Source organism: Microbulbifer mangrovi, assembly GCF_002009015.1.
Lineage (GTDB): Bacteria > Pseudomonadota > Gammaproteobacteria > Pseudomonadales > Cellvibrionaceae > Microbulbifer > Microbulbifer mangrovi.
Map to the genome: position 1 here is coordinate 1 of NZ_LZDE01000260.1, position 18,570 is coordinate 18,570.

Annotated in this window: 11 protein-coding genes; 8 read left to right on the forward strand and 3 right to left on the reverse strand. The window is 58.2% G+C overall.

The window, feature by feature from the left end:
• Positions 1 to 413 (reverse strand): TonB-dependent receptor plug domain-containing protein (locus B4U49_RS04905; RefSeq protein ID WP_143735531.1); only part of this gene is annotated, 413 nt, incomplete at its 3' end.
• Positions 414 to 595: 182 nt separating this feature from the next.
• Here B4U49_RS04905 and B4U49_RS04910 point away from each other — a divergent pair.
• The 5 genes from B4U49_RS04910 (at position 596) to B4U49_RS04930 (ending at position 8,835) form a co-directional block, all read left to right on the forward strand.
• Complete coding sequence (locus tag B4U49_RS04910) at positions 596 to 3,985, forward strand: hybrid sensor histidine kinase/response regulator (RefSeq protein WP_143735532.1); 3,390 nt, start codon at positions 596 to 598, stop codon at positions 3,983 to 3,985.
• 67 nt (positions 3,986 to 4,052) lie between these two features.
• The gene (locus B4U49_RS04915; protein ID WP_078083464.1) at positions 4,053 to 5,252 is read left to right on the forward strand and encodes an MFS transporter; all 1,200 of its coding nucleotides are present in this window, start codon (positions 4,053 to 4,055) and stop codon (positions 5,250 to 5,252) included.
• Positions 5,239 to 6,183 carry an alpha/beta hydrolase gene (locus tag B4U49_RS04920; protein ID WP_078083465.1) on the forward strand — a complete coding sequence of 315 codons (945 nt, stop codon included), beginning with the start codon at positions 5,239 to 5,241 and terminating at the stop codon, positions 6,181 to 6,183. The genes B4U49_RS04915 and B4U49_RS04920 overlap by 14 nt, the downstream gene beginning before the upstream one ends.
• A 106-nt stretch (positions 6,184 to 6,289) precedes the next feature.
• Positions 6,290 to 6,898: an HdeD family acid-resistance protein gene (locus B4U49_RS04925; RefSeq protein WP_078083466.1), complete on the forward strand. Its 609-nt coding sequence runs from the start codon at positions 6,290 to 6,292 to the stop codon at positions 6,896 to 6,898.
• 137 nt (positions 6,899 to 7,035) lie between these two features.
• Complete coding sequence (locus tag B4U49_RS04930; RefSeq protein ID WP_143735533.1) at positions 7,036 to 8,835, forward strand: aminotransferase-like domain-containing protein; 1,800 nt, start codon at positions 7,036 to 7,038, stop codon at positions 8,833 to 8,835.
• A gap of 12 nt (positions 8,836 to 8,847) precedes the next feature.
• Here the strand turns inward: B4U49_RS04930 and B4U49_RS04935 are convergent, their stop codons facing one another.
• Entirely contained in the window at positions 8,848 to 10,095 is a 1,248-nt protein-coding gene (locus B4U49_RS04935; protein ID WP_078083468.1) for an MFS transporter, read from the reverse strand.
• A gap of 288 nt (positions 10,096 to 10,383) precedes the next feature.
• Here B4U49_RS04935 and B4U49_RS04940 point away from each other — a divergent pair, with 288 nt between their 5' ends.
• From B4U49_RS04940 to B4U49_RS04950, 3 genes are all read left to right on the forward strand, one after another.
• The gene (locus B4U49_RS04940) at positions 10,384 to 11,253 is read left to right on the forward strand and encodes a carbon-nitrogen hydrolase family protein (protein ID WP_078083469.1); all 870 of its coding nucleotides are present in this window, start codon (positions 10,384 to 10,386) and stop codon (positions 11,251 to 11,253) included.
• A 192-nt stretch (positions 11,254 to 11,445) separates the two neighbouring features.
• Positions 11,446 to 13,866, forward strand: coding sequence for a TonB-dependent receptor (locus B4U49_RS04945; protein ID WP_078083470.1), 2,421 nt, complete (start codon positions 11,446 to 11,448; stop codon positions 13,864 to 13,866).
• 128 nt (positions 13,867 to 13,994) lie between these two features.
• Positions 13,995 to 15,590: a tetratricopeptide repeat-containing sulfotransferase family protein gene (locus B4U49_RS04950; RefSeq protein WP_143735534.1), complete on the forward strand. Its 1,596-nt coding sequence runs from the start codon at positions 13,995 to 13,997 to the stop codon at positions 15,588 to 15,590.
• Positions 15,591 to 15,630: 40 nt separating this feature from the next.
• On the opposite strand, the gene B4U49_RS04955 is transcribed toward B4U49_RS04950, so the two are convergent.
• Positions 15,631 to 18,393 (reverse strand): M1 family metallopeptidase, encoded by a 2,763-nt coding sequence (locus tag B4U49_RS04955; protein WP_078083472.1) that lies wholly within the window; start codon positions 18,391 to 18,393, stop codon positions 15,631 to 15,633.
• Positions 18,394 to 18,570: the final 177 nt, after the last annotated feature.

Consider the following 18,570-nt stretch of genomic DNA (forward strand, 5'->3'; position numbering starts at 1 on the left):
CCGCGCAGTACTTCGATGCGCTCTACATCGAACACGTCCATTACCGCACCCTGGGGGCGGGCTACATAGATGTCGTCCACATAGATACCAACGCCGGGCTCGAAGCCCCACAGCGGATCCTGCTGGCCGATGCCGCGGATATAGGCGGTAAGGGTGGAGTTGGTACCGCGGCTCACCTGCAGGGTGGTATTGGGGGTGAGCTTCTGGATGTCGCTGAGGTCGGCTACGCCGTTTTCCAGCAGCTGGTCTTCACCGAACGCGGTGACTGCCACCGGTACTTCCTGCAGCGACTGCTCGCGCTTCTGCGCGGTCACGGTCACTTCTTCGAGCTGGGGCTCGGCGTAGGCGAAGCTGGCACCGCAGGCGAGCATGACACCTACGGCGAGGGGGTTGAACTTTATCGTTTTGCGCATGGCTCTCTCCGATCACCAGTAGTTATGGTTTTTATCTAAGTTACGGATCTGCACTGTATCTGCTGTACGGGTCCTTGCCTGCTAGACCAAGGTATGAAGCCCGGATGGTGGTCAAGGCAGGACAAAAAACAGTCGATAGGGTAGTCTTTCAATAATAACCAAAATAATGAATGAGGCGCCAATTGTTCAGTCTCTCCCTGCTGGCCGCCGTGGGCCTGATCTATCTGCTGCTGCTGTTCGCCATTGCATTCTGGGGCGACCGGCTGCCGGCCGGGCGTATCCGCCCGCTCAAGCCGCTGTTGCTGGCCCTGGCCGGTACTTATACCAGTGCCTGGATGTTCTTCGGCGTGCCCGCCCAGGCGGTGACCGAGGGCTGGCTGCTGCCTCCCACCTTTGTCGGCGCCAGCCTGATGCTGGTCTTTGGCGCGCCCCTGCTGATGCGCTTTGTGCGCCTGTCCAAGCAGCAGGGCTCCACCTCCATCGCGGACTTTATCAGTGCCCAGTACGGTGGTTCCCAGTGGCTCGCCGCGGTGGTGGCACTGCTGGCGGTGGTGGCCATCGTGCCCTATCTGTCCCTGCAGCTGCGTGCGGTGGCGGATAGCTTTCTGTTGCTGGCCCAGAACGTGGAGGGCAGCGGTATCAATGCTTCGGTGGTGACCGGGGTGGTGAGTGTCACCCTGGGGCTGTTCGCAGTGCTGTTCGGTACCCGCCATATCGACAGCAGCGTGCACCGCAATGGCATGCTGCTGGCGGTGGCCTTCGAGGCGCTGGTGAAGATTGGCGCGCTCATCGCCGTGGCCTGGTTTGTGGTGTACAGCGTGTTTGACGGCACCGCGGATTTGACCCGCGCTGCACTGGCGAGTGAAAAAGTGGCTGCGATAGCCGAGGCGCGCCCCGCCGACACCGGTTACCTGGCGGTGGTGATACTGGGGATGGCGGCCATTTTCTGCCTGCCCCGTCAATTTCATATCCTGATGATCGAGAGTGACGACGAGCGCGATATCGGCCCGGTGCGCAAGTTGATCCCGCTGTATCTGGCGGTTGTGTCGGTCGCGGTACTGGCGGTGGGTTACGGCGGCATGCTGTGGCTGCCGGAGAGCTACACCAATGCGGAGCGCTTTGTCCTCGGTGTACCGCTGGAGAGCGGTATCCCTTGGCTGGCCCTGCTGGCTTTCGTGGGCGGGCTCTCCGCCGGTTCCAGCATGGTGATCATCGCCACCATTGCCCTGTCCACCATGATTGCCAACACCATGATCGTGCCCTGGTGGCTGAAACGCCTGCAGCAGCGTCCCGCAGGTGTTGCCCTGGGGAGCGACCTGCGGCGGGTGCGACGCGTCATTATCGGCCTGCTGATGCTGGCGGCCTTCGGCGTCAGCGAATTGATCGGTTCCGGGGTGAGCCTGGGTACCTTTGGCCTGCTTTCCCTGGCGCTGGCGGCGCAGCTGGCACCGGCGATGATTGCCGCGGTTACCTGGCCTGCGCGCTGGCCGCGGCTGCGCGCCGCGGGGGTGGTGAGCGGACTGCTGCTGGGCACCCTGGTGTGGGCACTGTCCGCACTGCCCGCGGCCCTGGGTGGCGAGGACTGGATTGCCGGTGCACTGGGGCTCGCCTGGAGCCCGCTCTCCATCGCCTGCGTATTCGGCCTGGGCATCAATGCAGCTGCACTGATTGCCTGTTCCCTGTTACAGCAGCGCTGGCTGCCGGGTAGCGCCGTCGCGGAAGTGGCACCGGTGGACCGCGCGCGTCTGCGCCAGCTGCTGGCGCGTTTTGTCGGTGACGACGCGGCGGATCGCGCACTGGCACCGGTACTCGAAAACAGCGAGTCAAAAAAAACGCGGGCCTCGGCGGAGCAGTTCCGCGATGCAGTGGAGAAAATCCTCGCCGGCATCGTTGGCAGTACCAGTGCCCGGCGCCTGGTGCGCCAGCTGAGCGAACCGGAAATCGCCGCCCAGCAACTGGACCAGGCATCGGATATCTACCAATTCGGTCGCGGCCTGCTGCAGAGCAGCATCGACAATATCGATCAGGGCATCTCTGTGGTGGATGCCAACCTCAATCTAGTGGCCTGGAACCGCCGCTACCTGGAGCTGTTCCACTATCCCCCGGAGATGATCTACGTGGGCCGCCCGGTGGCAGAGCTGGTGCGCTACAACGCGAGCCGTGGCGAGTGCGGCCCCGGTGTGGTGGAAGACCATGTGAACAAGCGCGTGGAACACCTGCGCAATGGCACCGCCTACCGCGTGCAGCGCAACCGCACCGACGGCACCGTGCTGGAGATTCGCGGTAACCCGCTGCCCGGCGGCGGCTTTGTAACTACCTATACCGATGTATCCGACTACCAGCGCGCGCTGGCGGAGCTGACGGATATCCGTAACTCGCTCGAGCACAAGGTGGCGCACCGCACTGCCGAGCTGGAGAGCGTCAACGATGAGCTGCAGACCCTGAACCACGAGCTGCAGGAAGCCAGTGCCGGCAAGACGCGCTTCCTCGCCGCTGCCAGTCACGACCTGGTGCAACCGCTCAACGCCAGCCGCCTGTTTATCGATGCGCTGGCTGCGCATCCGCTGGAGGACGACAGTCGCCAGCTGCTCACCCGCGCCGACAGTGCACTGGCCGCGGCAGAAACCCTGATCACCGATATGCTGCAGATCGCGCGTATGGACGCGGGGGATATCAAGCCCAGCTTCGCCCCGGTGTCCCTGGATAGCATCCTCGACGATGCCGTGGCCCAGGCGCGCCTGGCGGCAGAGAGCCGCGGCATCCGCCTGCGCTACCGGCGCAGCCACCTGTGGGTACAGAGCGACGAGAAAATGTTGCGTCGCGTGGTGCAGAACCTGCTGGACAACGCGGTCAAATATACCCGCGAGGGCGGTGTCCTGATCGGTGCCCGCCGCAGGGACGATGGCGTTTCCCTGGAGGTGTGGGATACCGGTGAGGGCATTGCGCCGGATCAGCAGCAGGCGATTTTCCGCGAGTTCTGTCGCCTCACGCCCAAGGATTCCTCAAGCCAGCGACAGCACGGCTACGGCCTCGGTCTCGCCACCGTGGAACGCCTGTGCCGCCTGCTCAACGCGCCCATCGCACTCGCCTCGGTGCCCGGTTGCGGGAGTGTGTTCCGGGTGCGCCTGCCCCGTGCTACGGCGCAGGTGGATACCCTGCGCCGGGCCAAGCGGGGCAGCGGGCGCGGTGTCGCGCTGAATCTCCAGGTTCTGTGTGTGGATAACGAGCCGTCGATCCTCGAGGCCATGGCCGCGTTACTGGGTGGCTGGGGCTGCACCGTGCACTGTGCCCAGAACCGCGCTGAGGCGCTGGCGGCGCCGGAACCGGAGCTGCTGTTGATGGATTTCCACCTGGACGATGGCGACAACGGCATCGACCTGGCGGCGGAGTTGCTGGGGTGCTGGGACGGTGAAGTGCCCTGCGTGATTATCTCCGCGGAAAACACCAATACGGTGAAAACCCGCGCGCAGCAGGCGGGCTGGCAGTTCCTGCAGAAACCCCTGCGCCCCGCGGCCCTGCGCGCCCTGCTGCAGCAGAGCATCCGCGCTGCCGATGCGACCAAGGTCGTATAGGCAGGGGGCGCCTTCGCGCGCAGTCTGAAGCGTAATATCCCGAATAATAAAAAGTGGTATCAGAGCGATGAAAAAATACCTGTTGGAAATTCTGATGTTCAGCGCCTACGCGCTGTTCGCGGCGAGCTGGGTCTCCGGCGCCATCCTCACCCCGGCCATTCAGTCGTCATTCGGCGAGGAAGGCTTTGCCAATGCCACCTGGGGCAGTAACGTCATCACCCTCGCCAAGATCGTCGGCAACCTCGCTGCCGCTGCGCTGCTGATGCGTCTCGGCGCCAAGCGCGCCTTTGCCCTTGCGATTATCCTGATTGCCGCCGGCGGCCTCGGTGCCCTCGCTGGTAGCTACGGTGGCTGGCTGCTGTCGCGCCTGGCCCTGGGGCTCGGTGGTGCGCTCGCCATCGTCTACTTCGCGCCGGTGGTGCTGCACTATTTCACCCCTGAGGAACGTCCCCTGATCAACGGTATCAACGCCGCTGCATTCAATACCGGTAACCTGCTCGCACTTCTGTCCACCACCACCCTGCTCAGCTGGCTCGGCAGCTGGCAATCGGTGGTAGTGCTGTATGGGGTGATGGTGCTCGCGCTGGGGGTGCTGTGGTGGCTGAGTGCCGAAAACTTCTCGCTGTCTGGCGGCGGTAACAAGCCGGAAGAAAAATACGGTTTCAAGCAGGGCATCAAGCAAGGCTTTAACTGGTGGCTGCCGCTGGCGTATTGCGGCGTACTGTTCTGTTATATCGCGGTATTTGCACTGTTCCCGCTCATCGACGGGTTTGCGGTGGCGAGCAGCGACCTGTCCGCGGTGATGATCGCTGCGGGCATGGTGGGAACCGTGGCCGGCATCATTGTCACCAAGCGCTATGCACTGCGCCTGCCGGTACTGCGTTACGCAGGCCTGGCACTGGTGGGTTTTGCCGCGCTGATGGTCACCAGCCGCGATCCGATCATTGCCTACTCTGCCGCTGCACTGGCCGGCTTCTGCATGTTCCTGCCCATGACCGCGCTGGTCACCCTGCCGCAGGAGTTGCCGGGTATGACGCCGGCAAGAATTACCGTCACCTTCGCCATGTTCTGGTCCATTTCCTACGGCGTGGAAACCGTATTGATGTACGGCGCCGGACTGCTGGCTGACGCCACCGGCGAACCCGCCAGCGCCGCCTACTTTGCGGTGGCCTGCTCGGCGTCACTGTTTATCTTCTCTTTCCTGTTGCCTGAAAGCGGCAAGAAAACCGAAGCGGAAAACCTGGAGGCAGAAAATGCGGCAGCTTGATAGCAAACTCGAAGAGTGGCTGGTCGCCGTCAACGCGCAGGTGGCGCAATTGAAAGAAGCCGGTTTTGAACCGACGCCGATTTCTGCGCGCGAAAGCCTCGCCAACCTGACGAAAAATTTTGTCGAACCGGGTCCGGAAATGCCAGTGTGCGAAACTCTGGTGCAGGGTGGTGAATACCCGGTGCCGGTGCGTATCTATCAGCCAAAAGACCCGTCGCAGGAAAAGTGTGACGGCGCGGCCATTATTTACTGCCATGGCGGCGGTCATATGGCGGGCAGCGTGTCTGTCTACGATCCCATCTGTCGCCGCTTCGCCGAAGCCTGCGGGCGCACCCTGATCTCGGTCGAATATCGCCTGGCTCCGGAGAACCCCTACCCGGCCGCACTCAACGACCTGCTCAGCGTGGTGCGCAATCTGGGCGCGGCGCTGGATAGAAAAAATATCGCCCATAACGGGCGCTGGATTCTGATGGGAGATTCCGGCGGTGGTGCCCTGTGCGCTTCCGCAAGCAGGCTGTTACAGCATCAGCCCCATTGCATCGAAGCCCAGGTGCTGATTTACCCGAGCCTCGATTACACCATGCAGACCCCATCCATCGAGGAAAACGGGCGCGGCTATCTGCTGGAGAAGGAAAAGATTCACTGGTATTTCGACAACTACCTGAAGAATGGCGAAAACCCGCTGCTGGTTTCCCCGCTGCACGGGGAATTTACCCGCAAGCTACCGGCGAGTCTGGTAGTCACCGCGGAGTTCTGCGCGCTGCGCGATGAGGGCATGGAATACGTGCGCAAGGTGCGTGGGGGGGGCGCCAATGCAGAGCACCTGCACTTCGACGATATGATCCACGCGTTCATGAATGTCGAAAATCTGGTGCCGGATGCCTGCAGTCGTCTGTATCGCCATGTGGCGGAGTACCTGCAGGGCGTGTGATCGCACACGATCCCGAATTACCCTTTCCGGGAAAATAAACTCGTTTTCTGTGTCTGTAGAGACTAAAACTTCCGCTCTTGCGAATGTAATTAGCCTGGAGCGAGCTATGGCCACAGAAAACGATCTGAATCCATCCTCCAACTATCTGTCGAACCGTCCGTTGTTGCGCGCCATGGCGGACAACTGGTGGGTGGCGCTGGTGCGTGGCCTCTTCGCTATCCTGTTCGGCGTGCTCACTTTTATCTGGCCGGGTATCTCCCTGCTAAGCCTGGTTATTCTGTTTGGTGTCTACTCGCTGATGGATGGCGCGGTCGCCATTTACGGGGCGATCACCGGACGCGGCAAGGTCAGCCGCTCCTCCCTGTGGTGGCTGCTGTTTGTGGGGATCACCGGTATTGCTGCCGGTATTGTTACGTTTATTTATCCACAGGTAACCGCGCTGGTGCTGGTAATCTTTATCGGTGCCTGGGCGCTGGTGCGCGGCATATTTGAGATCATTGGTGCGGTGCGTCTGCGTAAGGAGATCGACAACGAGTGGTTGTTGATCTTTGCCGGATTTATGTCGGTGATTTTCGGGCTGGTTTTGCTTGTTAATCCCGGTGCCGGTGCCCTCGCCCTGTTGTGGCTGATCGGCGGCTACGCCATCGCCTTCGGTATCATTCTCGTATGGCTCGCCTTCCGCTTGCGCAAATTGGCACATAAAACGCATACCTGATTGGCGATCGCCAGGATTTCTATGCGGGGCTAGCGTCGCTGGAGCGGCGCTTGCCCTTGAATGTCCTTCAGGCCCGCGGCAAACTGCCAGCAGCGGTTGAATCCCATTTAGGCGATAACAAATATAACGAGCCAAACATGAGCGAAGCACTGATCGTTCTCGACCCCGCTGCGGAAAAAAGTCTGCAGCAGCAAATCCGTGAAAAACTGATTCAGGGAATTCTGTCTGGCAGCATTCCCGCTGGACATAAAATGCCTTCATCCCGGCGTATGGCCGAGCAGCTTGGGGTTGCGCGCAATACCGTGGTGCTCGCTTACCAGCAGCTGGTGGACGACGGGTTTATGGTTACCCGCGAACGCAGTGGCTTTTACGTCAGTGAAACCGTATCTCAGCAGGGGGTTATCAGTCACGGCGCGGGATCCCCGCAGCGGGATGAAGATGACCGCAGTTACTGGCGCAACCACTGCAATCCGGTCTCCGTCAGCCGCCGCGCCCTGCAAACCCGACCGGCCAATTGGCTGCAGTACCCGTATCCCTTTGTCAGTAATGAATATGATCCGCGCCTGTACCCCGGCGCAGAGTGGCGGGAGTGCACCCGGGATATCTTTACTGCGAGGGAGGTGGCGCAGTGGGCCACCCTGGGTAACAACGAGGATGATCGTCACCTGGTTGAACAAATCTGTACCCGCCTGTTACCCCGTCGCGGTATCTATGTCGACCCTGGCCAGATTCTTTTGACCAGCGGCATAGAGCAGGCCTGCTATCTCCTCGGCGAATTACTGTTGGGTGCTCAGCGTAAACTTGCGCTGGCGCAGCCCGCGGGTGGAGAAACCGGGGAGATCTTCCGTCGCACCGGTGCGCAGATATTTCCGCTGACACAGGATGCCGATGGGCCGCAATTGGACGACAACCTGAAGGCAGCCGATTGTATTTACCTGCAGCCCAATGTGCACAACCCCACCGCTGTTACCACGAGTCTGGAACGGCGTCGACGGCTACTGAAGCAAGCCCGTGAACAGCAGGCCGTGGTTATCGAAAACGACTGCGATCATGACTTCTGTTATCACGGCAGCCCACTACCACCCTTGAAAAGCATGGAGGGCGGTAGCTCGGTCATTTATCTTTACCAGTTCCCCAAGGTCATAGATCCCGGCATGCAGCTGGCCTTTATGGTCGCGCCGAAACCTGTAATCCAGCGATTACGCGCGTTGCGCTATACGTTGCGTGAGCGGGTCCCCACGCTAAATCAGCGCCTGCTGGCAAAGTTTGTCGCAGCCGGCCACCTGGATGCGGCGCTGTTCAAGATTACTCAGCAGCTGAAAGAGCGCTGGATAGCATTGGGTGAAGCGTTGATGTACCACCTGCCAAAATTGAAAGTTCGACGTGCCAGTTGCGGCACCGCCTGCTGGCTGGAGTTGCCAGAACACATCGACGGTACTCAGCTACAGATCAGTGCGGAACAGAATGGATTGTTGCTGGAACCGGTGGGGGACGGAAGCGCTGTACGTCTCGGCTTTTCTGCCATCGACGCGGATAGAATCGAGGGCGGTGTACGGGTGCTGGCGCAACTGATAAACGGAGAACTTCATGCGGGCGAAGAAAATCTGAGCAGTGCTAGCGGACGTCGCCTGAGTGCAAAAGACTTGCAGCATGAAATGCCCGGTGCGATTTTTCTGGGTACCAATACCCTCGGAGAATCTTACCGTATTGAGCTCAAACCCGATGGCACCATGCTTGGCTATTCGCGCAATGATGTGGAGATGGATGAGACCGATACCGGTCGCTGGTGGCTCGACGGCGACCAGTGGGTACGGCAGTGGCGCACCTGGTCCTATGGCCGCAGGGCGAGCTTCCATGTCGTGACCGATGGCCACCGCATCAAGTGGTTCAATGAAACCGGCAATCTGATTGATGCGGCGATTATTGCCAACGAATAAGCTTGGCGGCCCTCAAGTTTTCGCGGCGCGGTCGAGTCGCGCGGCGGCGGGAACCGAAACCAGGCAGATGCCCAGCACTATAACGGTAAGGATGATCAGCTGTGTATAGCTGCCGCCGCCGGTAATGAAGTACCCCGCAAACAGCGGCCCGCAGGCCAGCCCCAGTTTGGATGCAAAGCCACCAAACGCCCCCATCTGTCCAGCGCTGTCGAACCGCGAAGCCATGGTCAGGAAATAGGGGACACAGAACGCCCAGGTTATTCCGGTTACCACATTCGCGAGAATAAAGACCGGGCGAATATCGCTGTACACGAACAGCAGCAATCCCAGCAGGGTAATCACCAGGGCTGCCGCCAGTGGCTTGGCCAGGGGATATTTCTGCCCGGTAACCGCGGCCAGCGCAGCGCCGCCGATAGCAATCAGGTTCGCCCAGAACAGAGTCTGGCTAATAAAGCCGAGCGGAAGATCAAAGGTTTTCCCGAGATCAAAAATAAACGCGAATAAAGCCATATTCGCGAACTGGAAGCAGAACAGTGCGACCAGCGTGATAATGATGGGGAGCATCGGCAGTGGGGTCGCGTTTTCTGCGTGCGCGCGGCTTTCTGCTTCCGTCGGTAGCGGGTAGTCGGCAATCAGCGGCAGCATCAACAGGGTGATAACGCTGAAGGTAATCAGCGCAAAGAACGGAACATAAGTGCCGTGCTCCACCACCAGCGCCGGCAGGAATCCCACACCGATAGCGCCGCCAGTATATTGCACCAGCAGCACCATACTGTAACTCCGCCCCGCGATACCACTGCGGGCAATCACTGCAAAGCCCAGACCTACCAGTGCACCGCCGAGCATACCGTGTACCAGTCGCAAGGGGATCAGCAGGTCCAGGTTTGCCAGCTGAATGGTCAACACGTCCATGCCAATGGAACAGCACAGGAGGATAGCCGCAGCGCGCTTCCAGCGGGGGATGTGGCGAATCAGCCAGGAAACCGTAAAGGCACCGATCACCGCTCCCATGGTATTGGCGAAGGTAATCTGCCCCGCCTGCTCGGCACTCAGCCCGGCGCCCGCCATCAGTGCATCCACAATGACCGGGAAAATATTCACATAGTACAGGCCAGCCGATGATAGAAAGGCGAGAAAAATACTTGCCGCCCAGCTGTTGCTGGCCGCCGCAAGTTGAATGCCATCTCCATCGGAAGGGACGGCTGACGGCGCACCGCCGTCGGGGGTTTCAGTCGCTGCACTGTTGGCTGGGTCTTGCATGCCTGCTCCGGTAACGCTTTATTGGAATGTTCTTATCAGTTTGCGCTGGTTGCATCGACGGCCAGCTCCCGGACCAAAGCTAACTTATTACATGGCACGCGATAGTGCCAGATTGGCATTGCCGTTGGGGCCAATTCGTCCCTCATCCCTCGCGAACAGGCTATTGCGGAGCGAAAACACACTTTGGACTCATGCACCCTTTAAATCTGGCCCTATAGCAGATCAGCCACTTGGGCCAGTATGGACCCAGGCAATAAGAAACAAAATGCGCAATCAGGAATCGGTGTGATGAGTAGCAAATCCAGTAATTTCGTATCCCGCGGTTTTGGGATCGCCGCGCTGCAATTGAAGCTCGACGAGACGGATAACCTGGAACTGCTGCTGCAGAAAATCCAGCGCACCAAATTGCGCTATCCCTGGGTGAAGATGATTGTATTGAGCGAATTGGCGCTGCGCGGTGTGGGTGCGCAGCATGCCCGCGAACTGCCATCTGCGGAGGAGGAGGCCTTCTGTCGTGCCGCACGAGAGCTGGGTATCTGGCTGATCCCCGGCTCCATGTACGAAAAGTGCGGCAGCGCAGTATTCAATACGACCCCGGTAATCAACCCCGCTGGTGAAGTGATTGCCCGCTACCGCAAGATCTACCCGTTCCTGCCCTATGAGAAGGGGGTGACTGCCGGCGACCAGTTTGTGGTGTTCGATGTGCCAGAAGTCGGCCGCTTCGGTGTGTCCATTTGCTATGACATGTGGTTCCCGGAAACCACCCGCGCCATGGTATGGCTGGGGGCAGAAATCATCATCCATCCCACCAAAACCGACACCATTGATCGCCTGGATGAACTGTCCATGGTGCGCGCCAGTGCAGCGATGAACCAGTGCTATATCGTCGATGTGAATTCCGCGGGCGCCCAGGGTGTGGGCCGTTCAATTATCGTCGGCCCGGAAGGTGAAACCATTCATGAAGCGTCAGTTGAGGAAGAAATAATTGCTTTTGAAGTAAATGCAGAAAAAGTTACCCAGGTGCGCGAGCGCGGCATGAAAGGCCTGGGGCAGACACTGAAAAGCTTCCGCGATGGCCGGGTGCACTACCCCCAATACGAACCCGGCGCCGTATCGCCGGCGCTGGAACAGCTCGGTGAGCTCAAGGTGCCGGAATAAGGCTGGCCTGAAAAGAATTCATTTTCACAGGATGAAGTTTCGCTACCCAAAAACTGGACCAGTCGATATAGACTATCTGGCACTAGGTATGGGCCAGGGTCCAGTTATACAAACGGATTACAACAATAGCCGGCGCAATTTGGCCAGCGGAGAAACCCGAGAATAAGAGATCCAAACCTAGCAGAGGGCAATATGAAACAACCAATCAAGCAGGGGTTCAGCAAGTCCATTCTGGCCAGTGCTGTTGCGACCGTATCCGCCGGTACGTTGTTCGCCGTTCCACAACTGGTGCAGGCGCAGAGTAGCGAAATGATTGAGGAAGTCATCGTTACCGCGACGCGCCGGGCGCAGAGCGTGCAGGATATTCCCTACAATATTTCAGCCGTTGCGGGTGATGAGCTGGAATCCAATCAGGTGACTGACTCTGCGGAAATGATGCGCAGTATTGCTGGTCTTACCGTGGTAGATCGGGGATATCGTAATTCCGGTACAGTAAATGGTGTTGTAATCCGTGGCATGAACATCGACACCGGTGCTAACGGTGATGTTCCTCTATCCGCTGTTGGAACCGTCGCCACCTATGTCGACGATACTCCCCTGTATGCGAACTTTGTGCTTAAAGATATAGAGCGGGTGGAAGTGCTGCGCGGTCCGCAGGGAACCTTATATGGTTCCGGTTCGCTGGCGGGTACAGTCCGCTACATTATGAACAAACCGAAGCTTGGCGAATTCGAAGCGAAAGTGGGAACCAGTTTTAGCCAGACCGAAGGTTCCGAAGGGTTCAACCTCAACAGCGATGCGCTGGTTAATGTCCCGCTCGGCGAAAAACTCGCCTTCCGTGCAAATGTGGGCATGATCGACAACGACGGTATTGTTGATTACGCCAATGTATACGAGACAGATGCCAGTGGCACCCCTGTTGCTGAAGGCGGGGACATTGCAAATGGCGCTCCGGTATTCAAGCATGTAGAAGATGCTGACTATGTGGATATTACCTATAGCCGCGCATCCCTTCTGTTCGAGCCAACAGACAATGCGAGTATTCAACTTTCCTACCAGCAGCAGAGTGACGACATTGGTGGGCGCCGTCAGGTAACGCGCGGTACCAATTGGGTCAGTGGCACCGAGGCGTCCTATGACGATTACGAAAACGGTGCGGTAACGCTGGAACCATCCGAGCGCGAAGTCGATATGACTTCGCTGGAAGTAGAGGTGGACCTTGGCTTCGCCACACTCACGTCAAGCACTGCCGACTACAATCATTCGGGGCTCGGTGTCAGTGATAACTCCGGTTTCTATGCGGCGCAGAACTGGTTCGAAGGGCTCTATTACGGGACCCCCCGCCCACTGGCGAAAGCCGAGCGTTTTTATGACGACTCGGCACTGGTTCAGGAGTTGCGTTTGGTCAGTAATGCGGATGATGCCCGCGTCGACTGGGTAGTTGGCTTCTACTACATGGATCAGGATTCCAATGCGGGGCAGAACAGCTATATGCCGGGTTGGGCGGACTGGGTCGCGGAGATCCCCGCTGACTGGTATCCGCCACTGACCAAGGCGGAAGAGCTGGAAATGTTTGGCGCTGATGTTCAGGATCAGGATTTTTACTTCCGCCGCAATCAGAACTTCGTCGATAAGGCGATATTCGGCGAAGCCACCATTCACCTTAGCGACGCGGTGCACCTGACACTCGGCCTGAGGAGCTTCCAGAACGAGCTGGTGAACGAGTCTCAATTATCACTGCCGATCTGGCCCGGATTGGGCAACGGAGATGCGACCTTCGAAACAGAAGACAAAGACACCCTCTTCAAAGCTAACCTGGCCTGGGATGTCTCTGAGACCACGATGGCTTATGCCACGGCCTCTGAGGGGTACCGTCGAGGTGGTGCTAATGCGGTGCCCACCATTGGCTTTTACGCAGAAGATCCTGCTTATCTCCGTTACGAATCCGACTCTGTGCTCAACTACGAGTTGGGTGTGAAAGGTATGACCGAGTTGCTGCGCTATACCGTCTCCGGATTTTATACCAACTGGAAAGATCCGCAGTTGAATACGTCTACGCCGAACTGGGGTTTCTTCGCCGCGATGAATGGCGATGAGGCTCGTGTACAGGGTATTGAAGCCGAGGTGGAAGGGAATCTGACCGACCAGCTGCACTACACTGCCGGTTATACCTTTGTCGATGCAGAGCTAACCGAGGACTTTGTGACACCTACCGGCGTTACCATAGCCGAGGCCGGTGCGCGGTTGCCGAGTACTGCGCAAAATACCTTCTCGGTCTCCATGGATTACACTACCTCCTTTAGTGAGGGAGTTGACTGGGTAAGCCGCGTAAACGGTTATTACCAGTCAGATTCTGAAAATGCCATCGGCGACGGTGTTACCGCTGCAAAAATCGATGGTTTCCAGTTGTGGGGCGCAAATACTTCGTTAGTCACGGATAGCTGGATGGCCACATTCTATGTGAAAAACCTGTTCAACGAGGATGGTGTAACCGGTCTGTTTACCGAGCGACATATGGGTACGGATCCCAGTGAGAATTTCCTGGGTAATGCCTCAAAAGACTATATCAGCTTGCCGCGCACTATCGGTTTGTCAGGTAGCTACATCTTCTAAAAGTTCATTGTTACGAGTGTTCTCACTCTTTTTACCTTGCAATATTGCCGGCCCAATGGGCCGGCTTTTTTGTGTATGCTAGAGGGCATTCAATCTTGTTTGTAACAGCCGGGTAGAGCGGGGTGTACGTGGACGCGTCGGACCAATATCAACAAGCGCTTCAGGCGTTCAGGGCAAAGAATTTATCTGTCGCTGAGTCCATAGCAAAAGATATGCTGGCGGCAGCGCCAACGCTCGTAAATGGATGGCGGTTACTGGCCGATATACAGGTTGCTCGCGGACGCACCCACGATGCCGTGGTAACTCTGGAGACGGCCTGGGACGCCGCCCAGTATTCCCAAAAATCCTGGACCAGTACGGGCCTGCACCTGGCGCGCACACTTATCAGTATGGGGAAAGAGGGGCGGGCCAAATGTATATTGCTGGCGCTGAAGCCTGCTGAATTGACGCATCCAGAACCTCTGGCGCAAGCTGCCTATCTGTATTCCCTGTGTGAAGAGCACGAAAAATCCCTTGAGTTATATGAGCGCGCGCTGGAGTTGCGACCGGAAAGCGTAGAGCTTCTATTCAACTGCGCCGCAGCCAATCGCTCGATGGGAAAACTTTCCAGGTCTGAGCTGCTGTATGACTGCCTGATTGCATTGAACCCACTTGATGCGGAAGCTTATAAAAATCGCTCCGATCTGCGACGGCAAACCGCGGCAAGTAACCATGTCGAAGAATTACAGCAGGCACTTTCGGCGATTGGCGATCAGGCGGCTCCTGGAAGCCAGTTGAACTTTGCCCTCGCCAAAGAACTGGAAGACCTTGAGCGGTATGAGGAGAGCTTTGTGGCGCTCGAAGAGGCGTGCAGACTTCGCCGATCTATAATCCGGTATTTTCCGGAAAAAGACCTTGCAAGGGTTGATGAAATATCCTTGGTGTTTTCACCTGAAGTCTTCTCCGGGCTGCAATCAAAGTATGCCAACACGGACCTGGGGCGGGAAGTCATTTTCGTACTGGGGATGCCGCGAACCGGGACAACTCTGGTGGATAGAGTACTTTGTGCATCGGGAAAAGTACTTTCAGCCGGGGAGCCGGGTATTTTCTCACGGCTCGTTGCAGAGTTGTCACAATCTGCAGCCAGCACAGAGCCAGGTGACATCTCGATGATTAGCGCAGCCTCAAAGATTGACTTTGAGCTGTTGGGGCGCCGCTATCTGCAGGAATTGCACGAGCGGGTACCCAAAAAGTCATCCGATTTTATCCTGGATAAGAACCCGATGAATTTTTTGTATGTCGGTTTGATTCGTCTGGCATTGCCGGGTGCTCGCATCGTACATCTGTGTCGTAACCCAATGGATACCTGTTATGCGGTTTACAAGACGCAATTTAGAAACGCCTATCCATTTTCATATGATCAGGTTGAGATGGCCAATTACTACATGAAATATCGGGAGTTGATGGGATATTGGCGCACGCTGGAGGGAGTTGAATTTCTGGATCTCAATTACGAGGATCTTGTTGATCAATTCGATGCTCAAACCCAGCGTTTGTATGAATTTTGTGGTCTGGATTGGTCTACCGATGTGCAGCAGTTTTACCTGAACGGGCGCCAGGGAACCTCAACCGCCAGCGCCAGTCAGGTAAGACAGCCTGTCTATCGGTCTTCGGTGGGGAAGTGGAAGCGGTTTGAGAGGCAGCTGCAACCCATGTGGGATCGGTTAGCGAAGGCGGGGTTGTAAAAATGGCAGCGAAAGCTGCCATTTTTTTGGAATAGAAAATTTACTTTAAACTTCCCACCAGTTCCTGCCCCTTACTCTTCTGAGCCATACACAGATTGATCCCCTCCTCCGTCTGCGACAACGCCCGCTGATAGCCGGGTACCAGCTTTTGCTGCTGGGTAAACAGCGCCTGTACTTGCTGCAGGGATTGCTGATCACAGAAATTGGCGGCAAAGCGCGGGGTGTTGCGGCGCCACTGCTCCGGAATTTTCGCGACTACCGCAGCGAAGTTATCCTGTAGCCACTGCCAGTTTTTGGCCTGCAGGTCTGGCTCAATCAGGGCATTCTGAATCAATCCGAACGCCTCCCGCGCGCCCATGCCTTCGCTGAGGGCAAGCTTGTGGATAGTGTCCAGTTGCGACGGGTCGGTAACACGACCGATGGCGTTGGCACTGGCATTATCGAACAGCGGATCGTCCAGTTCGCTGCGCATCTGTATTAAATGCTCGAGGAAGTCCTTCCCGGAATCCTGGATAGCAACCGTAAGGGCGCTTTCGTACAGATCGGAATCCAGTGCCTTGGAATCGCGTTCAGTGCCGAAGCCGGTAAATTGCTCGGCCTGCTGCTGCAGTTGTTTGCGGGTTTCCTTGTCTTTTCCTTCCAGGGCGAGGAAACCGAGCAGGCGGCTGCGCAGCAGCTTGCTTTCCGAGTCGGATTTGTCGGCCAGACTCTGCACTTTTTTACCATACAGCTTCTTAAGGAATGCCTGCCAGTTTGCCGCATTCGCATCATCCACATAGTGGTCGGCATACTTGGCGAGGTAGCCCAGAGGGGCTTCCACGACCTGACGTTTGTCGGAGGTGGCGGAGAGACGCACCACTTCCAGCAGGGTGCCCGGTTTCAGCTCGCCGGCCTCAAAAGCGGCGAAGGCACTGTCGATCAGTGATAGTCGCTCGGTCGGGGTAAGGTTTTCAAACTGGTCCAGCAGTGCGTCCCAGTGCTTCTGATCCATATTGAAGCGGTAGTAGCCACTGCCGTTGGCATTCGGCATTACCCACTCGGGGCAAGCGCCGCCGGATACGGCGATTTCCTGCTGCGTGTCACTCAGGAATTCGCACTGGGTATCGCCCGAATTGCTGCGCATGCAGAAGGGAATACTCCACTGCTGGCCTGTCTCAGAAATCGGCGAGCCCAATGGCTTGTAGCGCTGTTGCTTGATGCGCACTTTGGCGTCGCCGTCCTTGCTGCAATCCACGGTGAGGGACAGCAGCGGTACGCCTTTCTGCTCCACGAACGTGCGGAATGTCTCGGTCAATTGAGGACTGTTGGTTTCATCGCCAATGACCTTGTAGAAGTCCGGGGAATCCGCCACGCCGTCGGCAAACTGTTCGATATAGCGGCCGAGCGCCGGGCGGAAGGTGTCCGCACCGAAGTACTGATCCACCATGTGGATAACTCCCAGGCTCTTGGCATAGGTGATGGCGTCGTAGGCGTTGCGGATATTGTTGTTGTCGGTGATCGGCTCGCGGATGGCACGGGTGCTGGCGAGGGAGTCCAGGTTCATGGCGCTGATCGCGCGTACCGCGGCGTTCAGGTCGTGGCCGCCGTCGGGTTCCATGATGGTGAGTGCCAGTGGGGTGCCCCAGGTGGCGAAGCCTTCTTTCAGCCACAGGTCGTCCCACCACGGCGGGGTGACCAGGTTGCCGAACCACATGTGGGCGATTTCATGGGCGTGTACCCCGAGCAGGGCGAGGCGCAGGCCGGGCGCGGGTTCGTCACCTTCCACCAGGATGCGCTGTTCGCGGTAGGTGATGGCGGCGGAGAGTTCGGTGGCGCCGCTGGGCCACTGGGGTGCGGCAATAATGTCGAGTTTGCGGAACGGGTAGGGACGCTGCAGCTGTTCCTCGAAAATGCGCAGCATTTCCGGGGTTTTATCCAGCACATACTTCATGTCCTTGCCGCGGCCTTTGCGCGCAAAGCCGCGCAGGGGCAGCGGCTCCTTGCGGTATTGGTTGGCGGGGATGGCCGGGCGCTCGACCACGTCGAAGGGGCCCACGGCTAGAGACAGCAGATACGTCGGCATCGGTCGTGTCTGGGCGAAGGTGACTTTTTCCATGCCGTCGCCGGCATCGACGCGCTCGGTTTCGGGGCCGTTGCTGATGGCTTTGTAGCCTTCGGGAATGGTGAGGCTGATGTCGTAGGTGGCTTTGAGGCCGGGTTCGTCGAAACCGGGCAAAAAGCGGCGTGCCTGGATGGACTCGGATTTGGCCAGGGCGTAGGCATCGCCTTTTTCTTCGACCTTGAACAGGCCGGCGAGGTTTTTATCGAACGGGGCGCTGTATTTGATGCGTAGGGTGATTTTTCCTGCGGGTACGCCACCGGCGAAGTCGACGCGGACGACGCCGCTGTCGAGCATCTGGCGGTAGTGGGCGGGTACTTCTTTGTTGTCTTGGGGGGTATCTTTTCCGGGGACCAGGGCTTTGATGTCGGCGACGTCGATGTTGTTGCCGTGCATCCAGATGTGGTCTGTCGCTTCGTCGATGTCTATGTCGATTTCTACCTGCCCGCCAAACTGGTCTTTACGCGGATCCAGGTTGAGGTCGAGGCGATAGGCGGTGGGGCGTACGCCGTCGGGGAGTTTGCCGGCGGGTGGCTGCTCTTCGACGCTGGGGCCGGGTGCTTGCGCGGCGGTTTCTGTGGTGGCCGCTTGTTCACTGGCGGTGGTTTTCGATGCGGACTGGTCGCTGTTGGTTTTGTTGTCAGGTCCGCAGGCGGTGAGGAGCATCAGTCCGGCAAGTAGCGCCGGAAGGGTAAGAATTCGCATGGTCAATCTTTGCTTTGGAATGGTTGAATCGCTGGTCTTCCCTATTGTAGCGGGTTGGGTGGGATGATTTGCAGGGTGGGCGGGGTAGGATGAGCTTGGTGCCAGCTCGATGGAGCTCTGAATTCCCTCGGTGGCGGCATAGAACTGGGGGCGAGTTTTCAGGACCGCTGTGAACCC